This window comes from Methyloversatilis universalis EHg5, from assembly GCF_000378945.1.
Taxonomy (GTDB): Bacteria; Pseudomonadota; Gammaproteobacteria; order Burkholderiales; family Rhodocyclaceae; genus Methyloversatilis; species Methyloversatilis universalis_A.
The window spans coordinates 530,716-552,427 of the sequence record NZ_KB900539.1 but is presented as its reverse complement, the minus strand read 5'-3'; the positions used below and the strand labels follow the sequence as shown (position 1 = coordinate 552,427).

26 protein-coding genes are annotated in these 21,712 nt (G+C 65.8%); 3 read left to right on the top strand and 23 right to left on the bottom strand.

The genetic code is table 11. The features are described 5' to 3' along the window. Positions 1–24 precede the first annotated feature (24 nt). The 13 genes from gloA to METUNV2_RS0102475 form a co-directional block, all read right to left on the bottom strand. On the bottom strand, positions 25–423 hold the full coding sequence (gene gloA / locus METUNV2_RS0102535) for a lactoylglutathione lyase (protein ID WP_018227949.1): 399 nt from the start codon (positions 421–423) through the stop codon (positions 25–27). A gap of 15 nt (positions 424–438) precedes the next feature. Further along, complete coding sequence (locus METUNV2_RS0102530; RefSeq protein WP_232415594.1) at positions 439–1,215, bottom strand: M48 family metallopeptidase; 777 nt, start codon at positions 1,213–1,215, stop codon at positions 439–441. Further along, positions 1,184–1,927: a lysophospholipid acyltransferase family protein gene (locus tag METUNV2_RS0102525; protein WP_018227947.1), complete on the bottom strand. Its 744-nt coding sequence runs from the start codon at positions 1,925–1,927 to the stop codon at positions 1,184–1,186. The genes METUNV2_RS0102530 and METUNV2_RS0102525 overlap by 32 nt, the downstream gene beginning before the upstream one ends. Then, a complete protein-coding gene (gene gmhB / locus METUNV2_RS0102520; protein WP_026187814.1) occupies positions 1,927–2,469 on the bottom strand; it encodes a D-glycero-beta-D-manno-heptose 1,7-bisphosphate 7-phosphatase in 543 nt (180 codons plus the stop codon). The genes METUNV2_RS0102525 and gmhB overlap by 1 nt, the downstream gene beginning before the upstream one ends. Before the next feature lie 24 nt (positions 2,470–2,493). Continuing rightward, positions 2,494–4,599: a glycine--tRNA ligase subunit beta gene (gene glyS / locus METUNV2_RS0102515; RefSeq protein ID WP_026187813.1), complete on the bottom strand. Its 2,106-nt coding sequence runs from the start codon at positions 4,597–4,599 to the stop codon at positions 2,494–2,496. A 70-nt stretch (positions 4,600–4,669) separates the two neighbouring features. Beyond that, positions 4,670–5,620, bottom strand: a complete 951-nt coding sequence (glyQ, locus tag METUNV2_RS0102510) for a glycine--tRNA ligase subunit alpha (protein WP_008061432.1) — start codon at positions 5,618–5,620, stop codon at positions 4,670–4,672. A 38-nt stretch (positions 5,621–5,658) separates the two neighbouring features. Further along, positions 5,659–7,119 carry an apolipoprotein N-acyltransferase gene (gene lnt, locus METUNV2_RS0102505; protein WP_018227943.1) on the bottom strand — a complete coding sequence of 487 codons (1,461 nt, stop codon included), beginning with the start codon at positions 7,117–7,119 and terminating at the stop codon, positions 5,659–5,661. After that, positions 7,116–7,973 (bottom strand): HlyC/CorC family transporter, encoded by an 858-nt coding sequence (locus METUNV2_RS0102500; RefSeq protein ID WP_026187812.1) that lies wholly within the window; start codon positions 7,971–7,973, stop codon positions 7,116–7,118. Before METUNV2_RS0102500 ends, lnt begins: the two co-directional genes overlap by 4 nt. A 91-nt stretch (positions 7,974–8,064) precedes the next feature. Then, positions 8,065–8,541 carry an OmpA family protein gene (locus METUNV2_RS0102495; RefSeq protein WP_018227941.1) on the bottom strand — a complete coding sequence of 159 codons (477 nt, stop codon included), beginning with the start codon at positions 8,539–8,541 and terminating at the stop codon, positions 8,065–8,067. 1 nt (position 8,542) lies between these two features. Further along, positions 8,543–9,016 carry an rRNA maturation RNase YbeY gene (gene ybeY, locus METUNV2_RS0102490; RefSeq protein WP_018227940.1) on the bottom strand — a complete coding sequence of 158 codons (474 nt, stop codon included), beginning with the start codon at positions 9,014–9,016 and terminating at the stop codon, positions 8,543–8,545. After that, positions 9,016–9,999 (bottom strand): PhoH family protein, encoded by a 984-nt coding sequence (locus tag METUNV2_RS0102485; protein ID WP_018227939.1) that lies wholly within the window; start codon positions 9,997–9,999, stop codon positions 9,016–9,018. The genes ybeY and METUNV2_RS0102485 overlap by 1 nt, the downstream gene beginning before the upstream one ends. After that, positions 9,996–11,345, bottom strand: a complete 1,350-nt coding sequence (miaB, locus tag METUNV2_RS0102480) for a tRNA (N6-isopentenyl adenosine(37)-C2)-methylthiotransferase MiaB (protein WP_018227938.1) — start codon at positions 11,343–11,345, stop codon at positions 9,996–9,998. Before miaB ends, METUNV2_RS0102485 begins: the two co-directional genes overlap by 4 nt. A gap of 15 nt (positions 11,346–11,360) precedes the next feature. Beyond that, the gene (locus METUNV2_RS0102475) at positions 11,361–11,672 is read right to left on the bottom strand and encodes a hypothetical protein (RefSeq protein WP_018227937.1); all 312 of its coding nucleotides are present in this window, start codon (positions 11,670–11,672) and stop codon (positions 11,361–11,363) included. Positions 11,673–11,934: 262 nt separating this feature from the next. On the opposite strand from METUNV2_RS0102475, the gene METUNV2_RS0102470 reads away from it, so the two are divergent. Both METUNV2_RS0102470 and rpoH read left to right on the top strand, forming a co-directional pair. Further along, on the top strand, positions 11,935–12,990 hold the full coding sequence (locus METUNV2_RS0102470) for an NAD(P)-dependent alcohol dehydrogenase (protein WP_018227936.1): 1,056 nt from the start codon (positions 11,935–11,937) through the stop codon (positions 12,988–12,990). A 118-nt stretch (positions 12,991–13,108) separates the two neighbouring features. After that, on the top strand, positions 13,109–13,996 hold the full coding sequence (gene rpoH / locus METUNV2_RS0102465; protein WP_018227935.1) for an RNA polymerase sigma factor RpoH: 888 nt from the start codon (positions 13,109–13,111) through the stop codon (positions 13,994–13,996). Between the two features lie 71 nt (positions 13,997–14,067). Here rpoH and METUNV2_RS0102460 read toward each other — a convergent pair whose 3' ends face one another. Genes METUNV2_RS0102460 through METUNV2_RS0102440 form a run of 5 tightly spaced genes read right to left on the bottom strand, consistent with a single transcriptional unit; the run spans position 14,068 to position 17,833 of the window. After that, on the bottom strand, positions 14,068–14,664 hold the full coding sequence (locus METUNV2_RS0102460; RefSeq protein WP_018227934.1) for an SCO family protein: 597 nt from the start codon (positions 14,662–14,664) through the stop codon (positions 14,068–14,070). Beyond that, positions 14,661–15,560, bottom strand: coding sequence for a heme o synthase (gene cyoE, locus METUNV2_RS0102455; protein WP_018227933.1), 900 nt, complete (start codon positions 15,558–15,560; stop codon positions 14,661–14,663). The genes METUNV2_RS0102460 and cyoE overlap by 4 nt, the downstream gene beginning before the upstream one ends. Positions 15,561–15,576: 16 nt before the next feature. Then, positions 15,577–16,557, bottom strand: a complete 981-nt coding sequence (locus tag METUNV2_RS0102450) for a COX15/CtaA family protein (protein WP_018227932.1) — start codon at positions 16,555–16,557, stop codon at positions 15,577–15,579. Next, positions 16,557–17,114, bottom strand: a complete 558-nt coding sequence (locus METUNV2_RS0102445; RefSeq protein ID WP_018227931.1) for an SCO family protein — start codon at positions 17,112–17,114, stop codon at positions 16,557–16,559. The genes METUNV2_RS0102450 and METUNV2_RS0102445 overlap by 1 nt, the downstream gene beginning before the upstream one ends. Beyond that, positions 17,111–17,833: an SURF1 family protein gene (locus METUNV2_RS0102440; protein WP_018227930.1), complete on the bottom strand. Its 723-nt coding sequence runs from the start codon at positions 17,831–17,833 to the stop codon at positions 17,111–17,113. Before METUNV2_RS0102440 ends, METUNV2_RS0102445 begins: the two co-directional genes overlap by 4 nt. 53 nt (positions 17,834–17,886) lie before the next feature. Between METUNV2_RS0102440 and METUNV2_RS0102435 the strand changes: the two genes are divergently transcribed. Beyond that, on the top strand, positions 17,887–18,081 hold the full coding sequence (locus METUNV2_RS0102435; RefSeq protein WP_018227929.1) for a twin transmembrane helix small protein: 195 nt from the start codon (positions 17,887–17,889) through the stop codon (positions 18,079–18,081). A gap of 244 nt (positions 18,082–18,325) precedes the next feature. On the opposite strand, the gene METUNV2_RS0102430 is transcribed toward METUNV2_RS0102435, so the two are convergent. The 5 genes from METUNV2_RS0102430 to ctaD are packed head-to-tail and all read right to left on the bottom strand — an operon-like array spanning position 18,326 to position 21,708. Continuing rightward, positions 18,326–19,195: a cytochrome c oxidase subunit 3 gene (locus METUNV2_RS0102430; protein ID WP_018227928.1), complete on the bottom strand. Its 870-nt coding sequence runs from the start codon at positions 19,193–19,195 to the stop codon at positions 18,326–18,328. 25 nt (positions 19,196–19,220) lie between these two features. Beyond that, positions 19,221–19,409 carry a DUF2970 domain-containing protein gene (locus METUNV2_RS0102425; RefSeq protein WP_018227927.1) on the bottom strand — a complete coding sequence of 63 codons (189 nt, stop codon included), beginning with the start codon at positions 19,407–19,409 and terminating at the stop codon, positions 19,221–19,223. A 3-nt stretch (positions 19,410–19,412) separates the two neighbouring features. Further along, the gene (locus METUNV2_RS0102420) at positions 19,413–19,997 is read right to left on the bottom strand and encodes a cytochrome c oxidase assembly protein (protein ID WP_018227926.1); all 585 of its coding nucleotides are present in this window, start codon (positions 19,995–19,997) and stop codon (positions 19,413–19,415) included. After that, positions 19,994–20,104, bottom strand: a complete 111-nt coding sequence (locus METUNV2_RS20070; protein ID WP_018227925.1) for a cytochrome oxidase small assembly protein — start codon at positions 20,102–20,104, stop codon at positions 19,994–19,996. Before METUNV2_RS20070 ends, METUNV2_RS0102420 begins: the two co-directional genes overlap by 4 nt. A 17-nt stretch (positions 20,105–20,121) precedes the next feature. Beyond that, a complete protein-coding gene (gene ctaD / locus METUNV2_RS0102410) occupies positions 20,122–21,708 on the bottom strand; it encodes a cytochrome c oxidase subunit I (protein ID WP_018227924.1) in 1,587 nt (528 codons plus the stop codon). Between the last annotated feature and the right edge of the window lie 4 nt (positions 21,709–21,712).

Sequence of the window (21,712 nt, the reverse complement as noted above, 5' to 3'; positions counted from 1 at the left end):
CGGACCTGCGCGGTGGCGCACGGCTCAGCCGGCCGCCTGCGTGCCGCGCTGGATGAACTCGATCTTGTAGCCGTCCGGGTCTTCGACGAAGGCGATCACGGTCGAGCCGTGCTTCATCGGGCCGGCTTCGCGCACCACCTTGCCGCCGCGCGCCTTCACCTGATCACAGGCGGCGTAGGCATCGTCCACCTCGAGCGCGATATGGCCGTAGGCATTGCCCAGGTCGTACTTCTCGGTGCCCCAGTTGTAGGTCAGTTCCAGCACCGCACCGTCGGCTTCGTCCTGATAGCCGACGAAAGCCAGCGTGAACTGGCCGTCCGGATAGTCCTTGCGGCGCAGTTCGCGCATGCCGAGAACCTGGGTATAGAAATCGAGCGAGCGGTCGAGATTGCCGACCCGCAGCATGGTGTGGAGGATGCGCATGGGAATGTCCTTTCTTCAGGGGGCGACGATGCGGCCCGGGTGGTAGGCGCGCAGTTCGCGGCGGGCGTCCTCGAAACCGGGCAGGATGGCCGCCACGGTGTCCCAGAACGCGCGGGAGTGATTCAGTTCCTTCAGGTGCGCCAGTTCGTGCGCGATCACGTAGTCGATCACCGCGGACGAGAAATGGATGAGCCGCCAGTTCAGCCGGATCACGCCCTGCGCGGTGCACGAACCCCACAGCGTGCTGGCCGAACTGAGCACCACGCGCGACGGTGCCACGTCGATGGCGGCCGCCAGTTCGCCGGCGCGTCGGGTGAACAGCGCCAGCGCTTCCTGCTGCAGGAAGCCGGACACCGCATCGCGGATGCGGTCATGGTCGGCGTCGGCCGGCAGCGGCAGGCGCAGCACTTCCGCCTCAACCAGCGGCCGGGCGCAGGTGTCGCCCAGGCGCAGCGTGACCGGATGACCCATGTAGGGAATGCGGGCGCCGTCGCGCCAGTCGGTGCGCACCGGCGCGCGCCGTGCGCGCACCTCGCCCAGCTTGGTGAATATCCAGCGCTGCTTCTCGCGCAGCGCCTCCTCGATCTGCGGCATCGTGACCCAGTGCGGCGCGGTCACGCGCAGGCCGGACTCGCCGATCGAGAAGCCGATGGAATTGCGACGGCTGCGGCGCAGCGCGTACTCGACGATCTGCTGGCCGAGCACGATATGGCGTCCGCGCACCGGCGGCGGTGCGTTGTCAGGCACGTCGAGCGCCAATTCAAGCTGCTGCGGGCACGGGGGCGTTTTCATAGTGGTGCGGGAACAGCCTGCGCATTTCGCTTTCGATCCATGCCTGAGCCTGCCGGTTGATCTGTTCCGACGTCAAGCCCCGGGTGTCGATCGCCGGGCCGATGCTCACGGTGATCTCGCCCGCCTGCTTCAGGAAGGCGTTGCGCTTCCAGAAGTCGCCGGCATTGTGCGCGATCGGTATCACCGGCGCACCGGTCACTTCAGCCAGCCGCGCACCGCCGATCTTGTAGCGCCGGGTCTGGCCCGGCGGCATGCGGGTGCCTTCGGGAAACACGGTGACCCAGAAACCGAGGTCAAGCAGGCGCGCCCCCTGTTCCTCGACCTGGGTAAGCGCGTCCTTGCCGGCGCCGCGGTCGATCGCGATCATCGGCATGCAGCCCAGTCCCCAGCCAAAGAAGGGAATGCGCAGCAGTTCGCGTTTGAACACGAACGCCACCGGCGGCAGGATGACCTGCAGCGCCAGCGTTTCCCAGGCGGACTGGTGCTTGCACAGCACCACCGCCTTGCCCTTCGGCAGGTTCTCGCGGCCGATCACGCGATGGCGCAGTCCGACCACCCAGTACAGCGCCCACATCACCATGTGGGTCCAGAAGCCGATCACCCGGTAGCGCACGCGCGCCGGCAGCGGGCGCGCCAGGATGGCGAGCAGCGAGTACGGCGGCGTAAGGACGAACAGAATGACGAAGAACAGCAGCGAACGGATGAAGGTCATCAGTCGGTATTTACCGTGAGTGCGCGCACATAGGCGGCGAGATTGTCGTGGATGGGCGTACCCGGCGGCAGGTCAGGATCGAGCGCGGTCTTCTCGCCCTTGCCGGTGCGCACCAGCACCGGCTGCGCGCCGGCGCTCACCGCCGACTGCAGGTCGCGCAGGCTGTCGCCGACCACCGGCACATCCTCCAGATCGACGTTGAAGCGCTCGGCGATCTCCAGCAGCATGCCCGGCTTGGGCTTGCGGCAGGCGCACTTGGAATCGGCCGCGTGCGGGCAGAAGAAGATGGCGTCGATGCGGCCGCCAGCCTGCGCCACCGTGCGGTGCATCTTGTCGTGGATGGCGGCCAGCGTGTCCATATCGAACAGGCCGCGGCCCACGCCCGACTGATTGGTCGCCACCACCACACGCCAGCCCCACTGGTTCAGCTGCGCGATCGCCTCCATCGAACCTTCGATCGGCCGCCACTCCTGCGGTGACTTGATGAACTGGTCGGAGTCGTAGTTGATGACGCCGTCACGGTCCAGAATGATGAGCTTCATGAGCTTCACGGGCGCGCTCCGTCCTCAGTCCTTCAGTTCGAGGCGCGAAATGTCGGCCACCGCATTCATCGCCGCGGCCAGCTGGCCAAGCAGCGCGAGCCGGTTGGCGCGCACCGCGGCATCGTCGGCATTCACCATCACGTCGTCGAAGAAGCGGTCCACCGGCGCGCGCAGCTGCGCCAGCGCGGTCAGCGCTTCGGCGTAGCGACCGGCGGCCAGATCCGCCTCCAGCGTCGGCTGCACCGCCACCAGCGCGGCGTGCAGTTCGCGTTCGGCGGCTTCGGCAAACAGCGCGGCGTCGACCGTGCTGCCGACCGATTCGGCCTTCTTCAGGATGTTCACGATGCGCTTGTTGGCGGCCGCCAGCGACTGTGCCTCCGGCAGCGCCGAGAAGGCGACCACGGCAGCCAGCTTGGCCGGCACCCGGTCAATGCGGGTCGGGCGCTGCGCCAGCACCGCGTCGATCGCGCGCGCGTCGTGGCCGGCGTCGCGCAGCAGATTGCGCAGGCGCTCGATCATGAAATCCAGCAGCTGACCCTCGAAATTCGCGCTCTCGCCCTCGCCCACCTGGCCGGCGCGGAAACCGCCGCGCGAGGCGGCGATCAGTTCCGCGAGATCCAGCGGCAGCGGCGCTTCCATCAGGATGCGCAGCACGCCCAGCGCGGCACGGCGCAGCGCGAACGGGTCCTTGTCGCCGGTCGGGATCTGGCCTATGCCGAAGAAACCGGCCAGCGCATCGATCTTGTCAGCCACCGACACTGCGCAGGCGATCGGGCCTTCCGGCAGCGCGTCGCCGGCGAAGCGCGGGCGGTAGTGCTGGTCGACCGCCTGCGCCACCACTTCGGCTTCGCCGTCGTGCTGCGCGTAGTAGCGGCCCATCACGCCCTGCAGCTCAGGGAATTCGCCCACCATATCGGTCATCAGATCGGCCTTGGCCAGCAGACCGGCGCGCGCCGCCTGCATCACGTCGGCGCCGAGGCGGCCGGCGATGTCGGTGGCCAGCCGCTGGATGCGCATGACGCGGTCCATCTGGCTGCCCAGGCGGTTGTGATACACCACCGCCTCCATCTTCGTGATGCGCGAAGCCAGCGGCGCCTTCTTGTCCTGTTCGAAGAAGAAGCGCGCGTCCGACAGCCGTGCGCGCACCACGCGCTCGTTGCCGGACACGATGTTGTGCGGGTCCGCCACCTGCATGTTGGACACCACCAGGAAGCGGTTCAGCAGGCGACCGGCGGCATCGAGCAGCGGGAAGTACTTCTGGTTGGCCTTCATCGTCAGGATGAGGCACTCCTGCGGCACGGCGAGGAATTCCGGTTCGAACTGCGCGACATACACGTTCGGGTTCTCGACCAGCGCGGTCACTTCATCGATCAGCGCCGCGTCGTCGACATGCTGCACGCCGTCGCCGAGCGCACGGCAGGCTTCGGCCAGACGCTGCACGATGAGCGCGCGGCGGGCGTCGAAAGAGGCCATCACCGCGCCACGTTCGTACAGCGCGCGGGCGTATTCGTCGGCATTCGCCAGCGTCACCTCGCCCTCGCCCATGAAGCGGTGGCCGCGGGTGCTGCGGCCGGCCGCATGGCCGAAGGCCTGGCCCGGCACGATGCGTTCGCCGTGCAGCAGCACCAGGCCATGCACCGGGCGCACGAACTGGTAGTCACAGTCGGCCCAGCGCATGAGTTTCGGAATCGGCAGCTTCTTCAGCGCGTCGAGCACGATGCCGGCCAGCACGTCGTCGAGTGCTGCGCCCGGTACGGTCATCGCGAAGAACAGCGTTTCGCTCTTGCCGTCCATGCGGCGCGTGAACTGCGGCAGCGCCTCGACCGGAATGCCCTTGGCCTGCAGCTTCTTCAGCAGCGCGGCGGTCGGCTTGCCTTCGGCATCGAGCGCAACCGCGACCGGCATCAGCTTTTCATCGACCACCGCATCCGGTGCGCGATCGGCCACGCCCTGCACGGTGAGCGCAAGGCGGCGCGGGCTGGCGTAGCGGTCCATGCGCGCATCGGCGGCGACCAGCTTGCGCTCGACCAGCGCCTTGAACACCGCATCGGCAAATACTTCGCCCAGACGCGACAGCGCCCTGGGCGGCAATTCTTCGGTCAGCAGTTCGACCAGCAATGTGGCTTGCATAGTTATTCCAGACAGGCCGCCGCAGCAGCCTCAAAACGGTTCGGTCGGATCAGGATGGACGCATGGCCCGTCAGGCCGCGCGCAGTGCCTCGATGCGCTGGCACTCTTCCTCGCCCAGCAGCGCGCGCAGACGCGGGCTGCTCAGGTCGGCCATCGGGAAGCCGCGCTGTTCGCGCGACGCGTAGTAGGCCTGCGCCACCAGTCGCGCCAGCGCACGCACGCGGCCGATGTAGGCGGCGCGCTCGGTCACCGAAATGGCGCCGCGCGCATCCAGCAGGTTGAAGCTGTGCGAGGCCTTCATGACCATTTCGTAACCGGGCAGCGGCAGGCCGGCCTCGATCAGGCGCTTCGCTTCCGACTCGTAGTCGCCGAACTGGCGGAACAGCCACTCGACGTTCGAATGCTCGAAGTTGTAGGTCGACTGTTCGACCTCGTTCTGGTGATACACGTCGCCGTAGCGGATGCCCGGCGCCCATACCAGGTCGTACACGTTCTCGACGCCCTGCAGATACATCGCCAGACGCTCGGCGCCGTAGGTGATTTCGCCCAGCACCGGCTTGCACGGAATCGAACCCACTTCCTGGAAGTAGGTGAACTGGGTCACCTCCATGCCGTCCAGCCACACTTCCCAGCCCAGACCCCAGGCACCCAGCGTGGGCGATTCCCAGTCGTCCTCGACGAAGCGGATGTCATGCTTCGTCGGATCGAGGCCAAGCGCGCGCAGGCTGTCGATGTACAGCTCCTGGATGTTGGGCGGCGACGGCTTCAGCGCGACCTGGAACTGGTAGTAGTGCTGCAGCCGGTTCGGGTTCTCGCCATAGCGACCATCCTTCGGACGGCGCGAGGGCTGCACGTAGGCGGCACGCCAGGGCTCCGGGCCGATGGCGCGCAGGAAGGTGGCGGTGTGGAAGGTGCCGGCACCGACCTCGATGTCATAGGGTTGAAGCAGCGCGCAGTTCTGGTCGCCCCAGAAGCGGGACAGACGCAGCAGCACTTCCTGGAATGTGGGTGCAGCGGACATGGAGCCAGACCGTGAGGGAAAGGCGGGATTTTACCGGCTCAGCCCTTTTTGCGCTGCACCGCGGCAACGATGACGGCGGCAAGCGCCAGCAGCAGTACCGGCAGATTGCCCCAGCGCAGGAAAGGGGTGAGTCCCTGATACCCCTGCAGCTCGACCCGCAGGGCCGCGCGGCTGAAGGGCGGCAGCGCCGCGACCACACGACCGTCCGGCTGGATGGCGGCCGTCATGCCGGTATTGGTTGCGCGCAGCATGGGCCGCCCCAGTTCGAGCGCGCGCACCTGGGCGATCTGCAGGTGCTGCGGCTGCGCCCAGGAGTCGCCGAACCAGGCGGTGTTCGACACATTGACCAGCAGTGTCGCGTCGCGCGCACCGGCGATCAGTTCCTCGCCGAACACGTCCTCGTAGCAGATGTTCACTGCCACCTTCTCACCTGCCAGATCCAGCGGCGGCTGCACCGCGGCGCCACGCCCGAAATCGGACATCGGAATCGACAGCAGCTTCAGCGTCCAGGCGAACAGCGGCGGCGTGAATTCGCCGAAGGGCACCAGATGTGCCTTGCTGTACTGCGCATCGTCCCGGCCCAGCGCGCGTGCGCTGTTGAAATAGCGCGCGCGGCCATCGACCTCGCCCACGGTGACCGCACCCATCAGCACGTCGCGCCCGGTGGCGCGCACCGCCTCCAGCCAGCGCGGGTCGATTTCGTCGTAGGGCAGCGGCACCGCGGTTTCCGGCAGCACCACCAGATCGGCCGGCCAGGCGCGGGCCAGATCGAGGTAGGCGTTCATCGACTCGGGCAGGCGCTCCGGCACCCACTTCATGCTCTGTTCGATATTCCCCTGCAGCAGGCTCACGGTCAGCGTGCGGCCGGTTGGCACGGTCCAGCTGACGGCACCGAGCAGCGCACCACCGGCCAGCAGGGCGGCGAGCGACAGCAGCACCGGCCGCAGCGCCAGCCGCTGCGTGACGAAAGCGGCCAGCAGGCCGGCCATCAGCGCGGCCACGAAGCCGGCGCCATGCACACCGAATACCGGCACATAGCCGGCCAGCGGGCTGGGTGCGGCGTGCGCGTAGCCGCTGGCCAGCCAGGGAAAACCGGTGAACAGCGTGCCGCGCAGCCATTCGCCCAGCACCCACAGCGCGGCGAACAGCAGCGGCGCCAGACGCGGCGACGGCGCGAACGTACGCAGTGCCGCCAGTGCGGCGGCCGGGAACAGCGCGAGATAGGCGCAGAACAGGAAGGTGGCCAGCAGCGACAGCGGCAGCGGCATGCCGCCGAACTGGCTCAGGCTCACATTGACCCAGGACACGCCGGCCAGAAAACCGCCCAAACCGAACACATAGCCGGTCAGCGCAGCGGCTCGTGGCGGCAGTCCGTCGATCAGCCACAGCAGGGTAGCCAGCGTGAGCACCGGCAGCACGAACACGCCGAAGGGCGCGAAGCCGGCGACAGTCAGCGCGCCGGCAACGAAAGCCGCGGTCAGCCGCAGCGCCGGCTTCATTCGCCGGCGGCGGGCGCTGAGGTCTGCGGGAGGCGGTCCACCATCAGCGTATGCACCCGGCGGCTGTCGGCGCGCAGCACGGTAAAGCGCAGTGCGTCGATCTGCACCACCTCGCCGCGCTTGGGCAGGCGACCGAGCTGGTGGATGACCAGACCGCCGACCGTGTCGTAGTCGTCGTCCTCGAAGGCGGTGCCGAACACCTCGTTGAAGTCCTCGATCTCGGTCGCGGCCTTCACCCGGTAGCGACCGGTCTGGTCGGCGCGGATGTTGTCGGCCGACTCGTCGAAGTCGTACTCGTCTTCGATGTCGCCGACGATCTGTTCCAGCACGTCCTCGATGGTGACCAGGCCGGCGACGCCGCCGTACTCGTCGACCACGATGGCCATGTGGTTGCGGCTGGCGCGGAATTCGCGCAGCAGCACATTCAGGCGCTTGGATTCGGGGATGAACACCGCCGGCCGCAGCATGTCGCGCAGGCTGTCGTCATCGCCGGACATCAGGCGCAGCAGATCCTTGGCGAGCAGGATGCCGATCACGTCGTCGCGGTTTTCGCCGATGACCGGGAAGCGCGAGTGCGCGGTGCGCAGCGCGGTCTGCACGATCTTTTCGAGCGGATCGTCGATGTCGATCACGTCCATCTGCGCGCGCGGAATCATCACTTCGCGCACCGGCATGTCGGACACCTGGAGGGCGCCTTCGATGATGGACAGCGCGTCGGCGTCCAGCAGATTGCGTTCGAAGGCGGAGTGCAGCAGCACCAGCAGTTGTTCGCGATCCTCCGGCTCGCGCATCAGAAGATGCGACAGCCGTTCGAGAAAACCGGGGCGCTGCGAAGGTGAGGAACTACTGTCCATGCGGACCAAGGGTGACGAACATGCCCCCAGTGTAACCCGGGGAGCGTGTCCGTTTCGAGTCAGCCCCGCGCAGGCGGGGCTGGCAACCGGCTTACTGGACGCGAATTTCCACCCGGCGCGCCTCTTCCGGCGGGCCGTCGGCGGCGGTCACTTCCGGCTTGCGCAGGTGGATGCGGCCTTCCGCCACACCGGCCGCGACCAGCGCGTCGCGCACCGCCAGTGCGCGTGCCTTGGCCAGCTCCGCGTTCTGCGCGGCGTCGCCCGACGGATCGTGGAAACCGGACAGCAGCACGATGGCATCGGGCGTTGCGCCCAGTGCCGCCTGTACCCGCGCGATCGCGTCGGCGGCCTCGGCGGCGAGTTCGGCCTGGCCGATCTCGAAATACAGGCGGGCGAGCGCCTCGCCCACCGGCTCCGGCACCTCGACCACCACCACCTCGGCCACCGGTGCGGCGGCCGGCTTGCCGGCCAGCGACACTGCATAGCCGACTACCGCAGCCACCACCGCGGTCACGATGACCGCCACCACCTTCAGGCCAACATCGCTGTCGTCGCTCTGATCCGACATTTCAAACCTCCGTTGATTGAATCGAGTAGTCACCGGCGTAGGGATCTGCGATCCCGAGCCCGGCAAGGATATGACGTTCTTCGTCTTCCATCGCGTCGGCATCTTCATCCGACGTTTCGTGGTCCCAGCCCTGCAGGTGCAGCGTGCCGTGCACGATCAGGTGGGCAGCGTGGCCGGCGAAGGCCTTGCCCTGTTCCGCCGTTTCGCGCACCAGCACCGGCAGGCACACCACCAGATCGCCGGCCAGATGCGCGCCCTGTTCGTACGGGAAGGACAGCACATTGGTCGCGTAGTCGCGGCCGCGGTATTCGAGGTTGAGCGCCTGCCCTTCGTCCGCGTCGACGAAACGCACCGTGATGTCGGCGCGCGTGATCACGTCCGGGTCGAGCGCGGCACGCACCCAGCGCTTCACGTCCTCGCGCGGCGGACAGGCCTCGCGCGCGCAGGCGTACTGCACCGACAGATTGAGCCGCATCAGCCGCGCGGCCCCTTGCGCATTGCTTCTTCGGCGTCGCGCTGCGCCTCGAAGCGCTCGTAGGCCGACACGATGCGGGCCACCAGCGGATGGCGCACCACGTCTTCGGCCAGGAATTCGGTCATCGCGATGCCGCGCACGTCGGCCAGTACCTTGCGCGCCTCACCCAGCCCGCTCTTGTGGCCGCGCGGCAGATCAATCTGCGTGAGGTCACCGGTGATGACCGCCTTCGAGCCGATGCCCATGCGGGTCAGGAACATCTTCATCTGTTCCGGCGTGGTGTTCTGCGCCTCGTCGAGAATGATGAAGGCGTTGTTCAGCGTGCGGCCGCGCATGTAGGCCAGCGGCGCGATCTCGATCACCTGCCGCTCGAAGGCGCGGGCCACGCGCTCGAAGCCCATCAGGTCGTACAGCGCGTCGTACAGCGGCCGCAGATAGGGGTCGACCTTCTGCGCCAGATCGCCCGGCAGAAAGCCGAGCCGCTCGCCAGCTTCCACCGCCGGCCGGGTCAGCACGATGCGGGCGACCGTTTCGCGCTCGAGTGCATCGACCGCGCTGGCCACCGCCAGATAGGTCTTGCCGGTACCGGCCGGACCGATGCCGAAGGTGATGTCGTGTTCCTGGATCTGCCTCAGGTACTGCGTCTGTCGCGGCGTGCGGCCGTGCAGATTGGTCTTGCGGGTGTGCAGCACCGGCGCGGCCGGCTCGGCCGCCTGCCGGTTCGACAGTTCGATCAGCCCGAGCTGGATGGCATCGATGCTCAGATGCGCGTCGGCCACGCTGTAGAAATGGCGCAGCGCCGCCGCAGCACGCTGCGACTGACCGGGCTCGCCACTGACGCGGAAGCGCTCGCCGCGGCGGGCGATCTCGACGTCGTAGGCGGTTTCAAGCTGGCGCAGATTCTCGTCGAGCACGCCACAGAGGTTGGCCAGCCGCGTGTTGTCCAGCGGCTCCAGCACCAGTTCGAGCGGACGGGTCTTCAAGCGCTGACTGCCTCGCGGGTGACCACTTCGCCGCGCAGGCTGTGCGGCAGCGCGCTGGTGATGCGTACGTCGATGAACTGGTTGATCAGGCGCGCCGCGCCGGGGAAATTCACCACCCGGTTGTTGTCGGTGCGGCCAGCCAGTTCGGTTGCGTCCTTGCGCGCATGGCCTTCGACCAGGATGCGCTGCACCTTGCCCACCATGGTCTGGCTCACTGCCTGCGCCTGTTCGTCAATGCGCTTCTGCAGCCTTGCCAGCCGCGCCAGCTTCGCGTCCTGTGGCGTGTCGTCGGCCAGGTCGGCGGCCGGCGTGCCCGGGCGGGCGCTGTAGACGAAGCTGAAACTGCCGTCGAAACCGACGTCGTCGATCAGCTTCATGGTCTTCTCGAAATCCTCTTCGGTCTCCCCCGGGAAGCCGACGATGAAATCGGAGGTCAGCGACAGGTCGGGGCGCGCGGCGCGCAGCTTGCGCACCACCGCCTTGTATTCGAGCGCGGTATAGCCGCGCTTCATCGCCGCCAGCACGCGGTCGGAACCGGACTGCACCGGCAGGTGCAGCTGCGACACCAGCTTGGGCAGCTTCGCGTAGGCGTCGATCACCCGCTGCGTCATTTCACGCGGATGCGAGGTGGTGTAGCGGATGCGCTCGATGCCCGGCAGGTCGTGCACGCATTCGAGCAGGAAAGCGAAATCGCCGATGTCTTCGGAATCGCGGCTGATCGGCGCGCGCCAGGCATTCACGTTCTGGCCGAGCAGCGTCACTTCCTTCACGCCCTGCCCGACCAGCATGGCGATCTCGGTCAGGATGTCGTCCAGCGGCCGCGACACTTCCTCGCCACGGGTGTAGGGCACGACGCAGAAGGTGCAGTACTTGGAACAGCCTTCCATGATGGACACGAAGGCGGTCGCGCCCTCGACCCGCGCCGGCGGCATGTGGTCGAACTTCTCGATTTCCGGGAAGCTGATGTCCACCTGCGGCCGGCCGCTGGCGCGGCGCTTCGAAATGAGGTCGGGCAGCCGGTGCAGCGTCTGCGGGCCGAACACCAGGTCGACGTAGGGCGCACGCTCGACGATGGCCGCCCCCTCCTGGCTGGCGACGCAGCCGCCGACACCGATGATGAGGTTGGGGTTTTCGCGCTTCAGATGCTTCACCCGGCCGAGGTCATGAAACACCTTTTCCTGCGCCTTCTCGCGCACCGAACAGGTGTTGAACAGGATCACGTCGGCCTCTTCCGGGCGGTCGGTCTTTTCCAGACCTTCGGCATCGCCGAGCACATCGGCCATCTTGTCCGAGTCGTACTCGTTCATCTGGCAGCCGAAGGTCTTGATGTAAATCTTGCGGGTCATCGGGGAACGGAAAAATTACTGTTTGGGCGCCGGCAGGTCGATCTCGTCCGGCGACAGCACCCAGACGCGGAACAGCTCGCCATTGGCGTCGAGCTGGTAACGCACCACCTGCTCGCTGCCTATCATCACCGGCAGCATGATGCGGTTGTCGGTCGAACGGATCTGCGCACCGGGCGCCAGCTTGAATATGTATTTGCCGACTTCGGCCACGCCGTTCTGCGGCGGCTTCATCTTGGCCTTGATCGCGTCCGGCGGGATCGGACGCAACTGCGCCGACGCGAACAGCGGCAGGCACAGCAGCAGAAAGCTTGCGACGGAACGGAACATCGTTGGCGGAAGTCGGCCCATGGAAGCCCCGGATTGTAGCGCGCGCCGCCGGACCGGCCCACAACCGTCCGGCGAGCGCTCAGGCAGGCCAGCGCAGACGATTGAGAAGCGTCGCTTCACAAGGCTTGCGGAAACCTTCGTGCAGCGGTGGTATTCCACGCCCTAGACTTGATCACATCGTCGGCCACATTCTTCTGTTGCCGCCCTATTTCTCACGCCTTATTTCTCACGCCCGATTCCGCAAACTGCCCGGAGACCGCTCATGAAGACTTACGCCTACGCCGCCCGTTCCGCCACCGCCCCGCTCACGCCCTTCTCGTTCGAGCGACGCACCCCGGGTGCGAATGACGTGGCGATCGACATCCTGTACTGCGGCGTCTGCCATTCCGATCTGCACACCGCCCGCGGCGAATGGCCGGGCACGATCTACCCGTGCGTTCCGGGCCATGAAATCGTCGGCCGGGTGACTGCGGTCGGCACCGGCGTCAGCAAGGTCAAGGTGGGCGACCTGGTCGGCGTCGGCTGCATGGTCGACAGCTGCCGCAGCTGCCCGTCCTGCGGCGACGGACTGGAACAGTACTGCGAGCACGGCTTCACTGCGACCTACAACGGACCAGTGTATGGCGGCGGCGAGAACACCTACGGCGGCTATTCCACGGCCATCGTGGTGACCGAACACTTCGTGCTGCGCATCAATCACGGCGAACAGGATCTGGCCGGCGTGGCGCCACTGCTGTGCGCGGGCATCACCACCTGGTCGCCGCTGCGGCACTGGAAGGTCGGCCCGGGCAGCAAGGTGGGCGTGGTCGGCATCGGCGGCCTCGGCCACATGGGCATCAAGCTGGCACACGCGCTCGGCGCCCACGTGGTCGCCTTCACCACCTCGCCCTCCAAGCGCGACGATGCACGGGCGCTCGGCGCCGACGAAGTGGTGGTGTCGAAGAACGCGGACGAAATGGCCGCCCACGCCAGCAGTTTCGACTTCATCCTGAACACGGTGGCCGCCCCGCACGACCTCGACGCCTTCGTAACGCTGCTCAAGCGCGACGGCACGCTCACGCTGGTCGGCGTGCCGGCCGAGCCGCATCCGTCGCCGTCGGTCGGCAACCTCATCTTCGGCCGTCGCCAGATCGCCGGCTCGCTGATCGGCGGCATCGCCGAAACCCAGGAAATGCTGGATTTCTGCGCCGACAAGGGCATTACGGCCGACATCGAGATGATTCCGATGCAGGCGATCGAGGACGCCTACGGCCGCATGCTGAAAAGCGACGTGAAGTACCGCTTCGTGATCGACATGCAGACGCTGAAGGACGCCTGAAAGCAGGCGGGGCGCGCACCGGGTCACGATTCAAGTTTTGATACGAACTCGCCCGAACGCATTGTTAGCACTCCCTGTCAGAGAGTGCTAATGTTGACCCTCAAGGGAGGAATGAATCATGACCCATGCTCTGATGGTTCCGAATCTGCCGGCGCCCGGTGCGCTGGGCAATATTGACAGCTACATCCAGGCGGCCAGCCGCGTTCCGCTGCTCACCGAAGAGCAGGAACAGTCGCTCGCCCGCCGCTTCCGTGACGATGAAGACCTCGGCGCGGCGCGTACGCTCGTCATGTCCCACCTGCGCCTGGTGATCGCAATCGCCCGCGGCTATCTGGGCTACGGCCTGCCGCACGCCGACCTGATCCAGGAAGGCAATATCGGCCTGATGAAGGCGGTGAAGCGCTTCGACCCGGACCGCGGCGTGCGTCTGGTGTCCTTCGCCATCCACTGGATCAAGGCGGAAATCCACGAATACATCCTGCGCAACTGGCGTCTGGTCAAGGTCGCCACCACCAAGGCGCAGCGCAAGCTGTTCTTCAATCTGCGCAGCCTCAAGCACAGCAGCAACACGCTGAATCCGGCGGAAGTGCAGGAAGTGGCGAAGACGCTGGGCGTGAAGCCGGAAGAAGTGGTCGAGATGGAAACCCGCCTGTCCGGTCAGGATGTCGCGCTGGAAGGCAGCAGCGAGGATGACGACCGCGACAGTGCCCGTCTGGCGCCCATCCACTGGCTGGCCGATTCGGCCGCAGAACCGCTGGACGTGATGGAAGCGGCGCAGAACGTCCGTCTGCAGGAAGAGGGTCTGCACTCGGCGCTGGCTGCGCTGGACGACCGCAGCCGTGCCATCGTGCAGCGGCGCTGGCTGGTGCAGGACGGCGAAGCGGCCACGCTGCACGAACTGGCCGCCGAGTACGGCGTGTCGGCCGAGCGCATCCGCCAGATCGAAGCCAAGGCCATGCAGAAAATGAAGGCGTCGATGCAGAAGATGCTGGGCATGGCGGCCTGAGTCTCCGGGCACCCGAACAAAAAAAGCGACCTTCGGGTCGCTTTTTTGTTGCCCTGTTCACCGCCGCGGGATCACCCCTGGGCGAGCAGTGCCTTCAGGTCGTCGGCGATCTTCTGCGGCGTTTCGCCGTGACGGATGAACAGCCGGACATGGCCTTGTGCGTCGTGTACATAGGTGCCGGCGGAGTGGTCCAGCGTATAGCTGTCCGGCGTCTTGCCCGGCACCTTCTGGTAGAAGATCTTGTATTCCTTGGCCGCGGCCGCCGTCGCCACCGCATCACCGCGCAGGCCGACGAAGGACGGATCGAACTTCGGTACATAGGCGGCCAGCAGTTCAGCGCTGTCGCGCTCCGGATCCAGCGTGACGAACAGCACCTGCACCCGCGCAGCGTCCGGCCCCATCAGCGTGAGCGCCTGCTTCATGGTGGCCAGACTGGTCGGACACACGTCCGGGCAATGGGTGAAACCGAAAAACACGGTCACCACCTTGCCCTTGTAGTCGGCCAGGGTACGGGCAGCACCGGTGTGATCGGTCAGCGAGAAGCCCTTGGCGTACTCAGCGCCGGTGATATCAACGCTGTGGAAGCGCGGCCCGGACCGGCCGCAGCCGGCCAGCGCAATCGCCATCGCGCCCGCCAGAAGCGTGGCGATGAAGGAGCGGCGCTTCACAGCTTCACGTAGTGGTCGACCAGCAGCGCTGCGAACAGCAGCGACAGGTGCCACAGCGAGAAGCGGAAGGTTTTCTTCGCCAGTTCGTCTGAGTAGTTCCGCATCAGCCGCCAGGCGTACACGATGAACATGCCGGACAGCACCACCGCGGACACCAGATAGATCCAGCCGCTCATGCGCGACGCGAAGGGCAGCACGGTGACCGCGAACAGGATGAGGGTGTACAGGAACACCTGCAGACGGGTGTATTCCGCACCATGGGTCACCGGCAGCATGGGCAGGCCGGCCTTGGCGTATTCCTGGGTGCGGTAGAGCGCCAGCGCCCAGAAGTGCGGCGGCGTCCAGGCGAAAATGATCAGGAACAGCAGCAGCGCATCGGCCGACACCTCACCGGTCACCGCGGCCCAGCCCAGCACCGGCGGCATCGCGCCGGAGGCGCCGCCGATCACGATGTTCTGCGGCGTGGCCGGCTTCAGGAACACGGTGTAGATGATGGCGTAGCCGATGAAGGTGGCCAGTGTGAGCCACATGGTGAGCGGATTCACCCAGTGGTAGAGCATGGACAGACCGGCGCCGCCGACCACGCCGGAAAAAGCCAGCGTCTCGAACGAATTCACTTCACCACGCGGCAGCGGACGGGCACGGGTGCGCGCCATCACCGCGTCGATCTTCTGTTCGACCAGACAGTTCACCGCGGCGGCGGCACCTGCCACCAGCGCGATGCCCACGGTCGCCGCCAGCACCACACCCATGTCGGGCAGGCCGGAGGGCACCGCGAGGAACATGCCGATCACGGCGCAGAAGACGATGAGCGAAACGACCCGCGGCTTGGTGAGTTGCAGGTAATTGGACAGTTTCAGCTGGAAGGGCTGTCGATCAAGCCGCAGGGCTTTCATGCAGGGCTCCGGGTGTTCAGTACTGCGCGTTTGCGCGGACGCGGTAGTTTATCAGCACCATCAGGATCACCAATGCTGCAGCGCCACCATTGTGGGCGGCGGCCAGGGGCAGCGGCAGGCTGAGCCAGACGTTGGCCACGCCCAGCGACACCTGCGCCACCAGCACCGCCAGCAGCGCATTGCCCAGCGTACGGTGGTGGGCAGCGCGCAGCGCGAACGCCAGCGCACCGATCACCAGTGCTGCGATGATCGCGCCCAGCCGGTGCATCCAGTGGATGGCGGTCAGCGCATCCATGGTGAGCGTTTCGCCATCGGCGCTCTGGCCCAGTTCGCGCACGATGTGGAAGCCGTTGCGGACATCCATCTGCGGCACCCATTCCCCGTGGCAGGTCGGCAGATCGGTACAGGCCAGCGCCGCGTAGTTGGTGCTCACCCAGCCGCCGAGAGAAATCTGTGCGGCCAGCACGACGAAAGCGATCGCGGCGAAGGTGCGCAGACCCGGTCGGGCCGGGCGCCCGCTGGCGCCCCGCGCCCGCGCATACAGCCACACCAGCAGCGTGAGCACGGTCAGACCGCCGATCAGATGGCCGGTCACGATGGCCGGCTTCAGCAGCATGGTGACCGTCCACTTGCCGAACAGCGCCTGCAGTATCAGCACGCCGATCAGGATCGTGGCCAGCACCGGTGAAGCACCCCGCTCGCGGCGATGGCGCCAGGCCAGTACCGCGATGGCCACGATGCACAGGCCGACGATGCCGGCGAAGTAGCGGTGGATCATTTCCTTCCACGCCTTGGCGAACGACACCGGCCCGTCAGGGTTGGCGGCCAGCGCCGCCGAAATGTGCTCGGAGGCGTGGATCACGGTCGGATGCCCGTAGCAGCCGGGCCAGTCCGGACAGCCCAGACCGGCGTCGGACAGACGGACATAGGCGCCGAGCACGATCAGCGCGAAGGTCATGACCACCGTGGTCAGCAGCAGCGTGCGATAGGTCTTCATCAGCCCAGCCTCGAATACTTCATCAGACGTTGAAAATCCTTGATCATCTTCTTGGGGTCCGGATCATCCGGGTAGCGCATCATGACCTGCCCCAGCGGATCGACCAGATGGATGGCGCGCGGATGCGCCGGATCGGTCGCGAACGCGGCCAACGTCGCGCTGCCTGCAGCCCGCACGACGTGCATGCCTTCGACCGCTGACAGCAGTTCGGGCTTGGGCTGCGCCGCATCGGTCAGCAGCCACACACGCTCGATGCGCTCCTGGTGTTCGCCCTGCGCCTTGCGCACCTGGCGGATGAAGTACAGAAGTTCCTCGCACTTGGCGTCGCAGGTGGCGCCGTCGGCCAGCACCAGGGTCCAGCGCCCCTTCACCGACGAGAACTCGAAGGGCTTGCCGTCCACCCCGGTCAGCGTTTCGCTCGGCAGAGGGCGCGGCGACAGCAGCTGGCCGTAATTGACCGTGCTGTCCGGTCGCCAGAAGAAATACATCGCGTAGGACGCGAGCAGCGGCAGCACGCAGACCGCCGCCAGAATGATCAGAATCTTCCTGCCCTTCAAGACTTCTCTCCCGTTTTCCTGATCGCCGCATACAGGCCGGACACCAGGGTGACCAGCGCAAAGCCGTACCACTGGGCGGCATACATCCAGTGCTTGTTGATGCCGAAATCCGGGCGCACCGAGTCTCGGCGCAATCCGTCGTCCGCGCCTCCACCCTGAACCAGGATGAAGGGCGCCAGTTCCAGTCCGGACGCCCGGCGCACCCGCTCGACCGTCACGTTCTGCCAGACGCTGCCCTGCACCGCGTCGCCCGACAGTTCGACGAAACGCCCGGCCGGCGCGGTTACCACGCCGTCCACCTGTTGCTCGCCCGACGGCGTGTCCACCACAGGCAACACGTCGCGTCGTCCGCCATGACCCACCCATCCGCGGGCAACCAGCACGCAGCGGCTGGCGGCCTGGCAGAGCGGCATGTATACGCCGTAACCGGCCAGCCCGTCCTTCACCTGGTTGTCGGCGAAGATGAGCATGTCGGTCCGCCAGATCCCGCGTACCGACGCCCGAACGTACTCGGGTGGCGCATCGGCGGCCCAGCCTGTCAGGTCGAGCGGAGGCCGGGTCTGCGCAAGGACATACGCGTCCTCGAGCGACTGCTTGTAGTGCGCCCGCGCGGTCTGCCAGCGCGCCGCCATCAGCGTGACGGCGATGACGACCAGACAGGCCAGGGCGGGCCAGAAGCGAATGCGGAACGAACGCTCCGCGAAATTGAACTCAAGCATTGCCGTCGCTCACCCGGCGGGTACACTGACCGACCGAGCCAAGGATTCCTTTGATGCGCTACCTCGTAATCTTCATGCTGCTGACCGTGCTTGCAAGCCTCGGTTCAGCGCTCTTCTTCCTGTTCCGCGATACCGGCAACTCGACCCGCATGCTGCGCTCGCTGGCGATACGGGTCGGCCTGTCGATGGCGCTGTTCATTCTGCTGATGCTGGGCTACCGCTTCGGTTTCATCACCGGCAAGCTCTGACTGTTCTGCCCTGCGCGCCGGCGCTCGCCGGCCCGCCCACGCCCTCTCCGCCCTTCCGCCTTGCCCAGGCCCGCCACAGCGGGCTGCACGCGTCTCGTGCGCCAGACATACGGGCACGGCACCTCGGCACAAAACCTGAGCACGAAAAAAAGCGCCGCACGATGTGCGGCGCCGAGCGTTTATTTTATAAGGGCTCTTCTTTGCTTACCGGCCCACTCTCCTCCTCGCAGATCCCGATTTGACGTCAGATCCAATACACGACGACGAAAAGCAGAAGCCAGACGACGTCGACAAAATGCCAGTACCACGCAACCGCTTCGAAGCCGAAGTGGTTTTCCGGGCTGAAGTGGCCCGCAAGGACGCGGCACAGTATCACGATCAGCATGGTTGCACCAACAGTCACGTGAAAACCGTGGAAGCCGGTGAGCATGTAGAAGACGGAACCGAACACGCCGGTGGTCATTTTGACGTTCAGCTCTGAGTAGGCATGCGCGTACTCATAACCCTGGAAACCGAGGAACACGACACCCAGCGCAATGGTCAGGAACAGGCCCAGCTTCAGCTGACCACGGTTGTTGTGCAGCAGTCCGTGGTGCGCCCAGGTCAGCGTGACGCCGGAGGTCAGCAGCAGAAGGGTGTTGATCGCCGGGATGCCCCAGGCGCCCATCGGGCTGAACGGACCACCGTCATAGCCCGGGCCCGCGTTCGGCCACAGCGCCTTCGCTTCCGGCCACAGCAGTGCCTGATGTTCGAGGCTGGCCAGATCAGGCATGGCGAGCACACGAGCGTAGAACAGCGCGCCGAAGAAGGCGGCGAAGAACATCACTTCAGAAAAGATGAACCAGCCCATCGCCCAGCGGAAGGACACGCCAACACGCTTGCTGTACAGACCGCCTTCGGACTCCTGGGCGACTTTTCCGAACCAGGTGTACATCATGTAGAACAGCACCAGCAGACCGGCGCCGAGCACGAAGCCACCGCCACTGATCTTGTTCATCGTCAGCACCGAACCCAGTGCGAACAGGAACAGCGCGATCGACCCGGTGATCGGGTAGGTCGAGGGTGCTGGCACGTAGTAGTAAGGGGCCTGCTGTGGCGTATGCGAGCTGCTCATTTGTGTTTTTCCTTCCCGGTTTCTCTCAAGCGATGCTTATCAGAATTCTTACACCCAAGATCACTGCAATCACGAACAGCGCGGCTGCAACCACGCCCGTGACTATAACCTGTAGCGGTGTCAGCGAGGTCGCCGCCTCGTCGTGATCGCCCTTGCGGCGAATCCCGACGAAGGCTGACAACACCGTCACCACATTCTTCACCAGCCCGGCCAAGCTTCAGCCCCCGGCCTTCTCAGTCTGCACGCTCGCCGCATTCGCACCCGGCACCTCGAAGAAGGTGTAGGACAGCGTGATCGTGTTGATGTCCTTCGGCAGGGACGGCGACACGAGGAAGGCGATCGGCATGCGCCGCGTCTCCCCCGCTGCCAGCGTCTGCTGCTTGAAGCAGAAACAGTCCAGCTTCTGGAAATACTGCATTGCCGCGGACGGCGTGTAGCTCGGGATGGCCTGACCGGTCACCGCGTCTTCGCGATTGTTCGAAACTTCGTACTCGACCGTCACGATCTCGCCCGGATGAACCACCAGCGAACCGGTCACCGGCTTGAAATTCCACGGCAACCGGTGAAGGTTGGCGTCGAACTCCACGGTGACGCTGCGCGACCGGTCCACCTGGGTGTTCAGCGGCAGCGCGTTGTCCTGCTTGTTCAGGTTGTTCACGTCGAGCACCTGGCACAGCTTCTCGTAGAACGGCACCAGCGCGTAGCCGAAGCCGAACATCAGGAAGGCGGATACCACCAGGCGGATCAGCGTAGAGCGGTTGCGGCCAGTGGCCTCTTCCGCTCCCGACCTCGGTTCGGTCATTGGGACGAAATCCCGTAACGCACGATGAACATCACGAACACGGCGATTGCGGTCGCCGCCAGCCACAACGCGGTACGCACGTTGCGGCGGCGGAGTTCTTCATCCATCCCGGTCACGTGATCGCTCACTTGACGACCGGCGGCACTTCGAAGGTGTGGTGCGGCGCGGGCGACGGCACGGTCCATTCCAGACCTTCCGCACCATCCCACGGCTTGGCCGAAGCCTTCTCGCCACCCTTCAGGCACTTCAGCACCACAACCAGGAACACCAGCTGCGACAGACCGAAACCGAAAGCACCGATCGACGAAATCTTGTTGAATTCGGCGAACTGCAGCGAGTAATCCGGGATACGGCGCGGCATGCCGGCCAGGCCCAGGAAGTGCTGCACGAAGAAGGTCATGTTGAAGAAGATCAGCGACAGCCAGAAGTGCAGCTTGCCGAGCTTTTCGTCGTACATGTGACCGGTCCACTTCGGCAGCCAGTAGTACGCGCCGGCATAGGCCGAGAACAGCGCACCCGCCACCATCACGTAGTGGAAGTGCGCCACCACGTAGTAGCTGTCGTGCAGCTGCACGTCCACCGCGGTCATCGACAGCACCAGGCCAGAGAAACCGCCCAGCGTGAAGAGGAACAGGAAGCCGATCGAGAACAGCATCGGGGTTTCGAAGCTCAGCGAGCCGCGCCACATGGTAGCCACCCAGTTGAACACCTTCACGCCGGTCGGGATCGCGATCAGCATGGTGGCGAACATGAAGTACAGCTGGCCGGCCACCGGCATGCCCACCGTATACATGTGGTGCGCCCACACGATGAAGGACAGGATGGCAATCGACGAGGTCGCGTACACCATCGAGGCATAACCGAACAGCGGCTTGCGCGAGAAGGCGGGAATCACCTGCGACACGACACCGAAGGCCGGGATCGCGATGATGTACACCTCGGGGTGACCGAAGAACCAGAAGATGTGCTGGTACAGGACCGGGTCACCGCCACCGGCGGCGTTGAAGAAGCTGGTGCCGAAATGACGGTCGGTCAGGATCATGGTGACCGCGCCGGCCAGAACCGGCATCACGGCGATGACCAGATAGGCGGTGATCAGCCAGGTCCAGCAGAACAGCGGCATCTTCATCAGGGTCATGCCCGGGGCGCGCATGTTCAGGATCGTGGTCACGATGTTGATCGAGCCCATGATCGAAGAAATGCCCAGGATGTGCACCGCGAAGATCGCCATGTCCATGCCGATGCCCATCTGTACGGTCAGCGGCGGATACAGCGTCCAGCCCGAGGCGGCGGCGCCGCCCGGAACCAGCAGCGAGCTCGTCAGCAGGATGGCGGCCGGCGGCAGCAGCCAGAACGACCAGTTGTTCATGCGCGCGAACGCCATGTCGGATGCGCCGATCATCAGCGGAATCATCCAGTTCGCGAAGCCGACGAAGGCCGGCATGATGGCGCCGAACACCATGATGAGACCGTGCAGCGTGGTCATCTGGTTGAAGCGGTCAGGGTCGACCACCTGCAGGCCCGGCTGGAACAGCTCGGCGCGGATGACCAGCGCCATGATGCCGCCGACGATGAACATTGCGAACGAGAACCACAGGTACATCGAACCGATGTCCTTGTGGTTGGTCGTGGTAACCCAGCGCATGAAGCCGCTGGGGTGATCATGTGCGTGATCGTGCGAGTGGTCGGCACCGCCCGGAATCGCAGCCATGTAT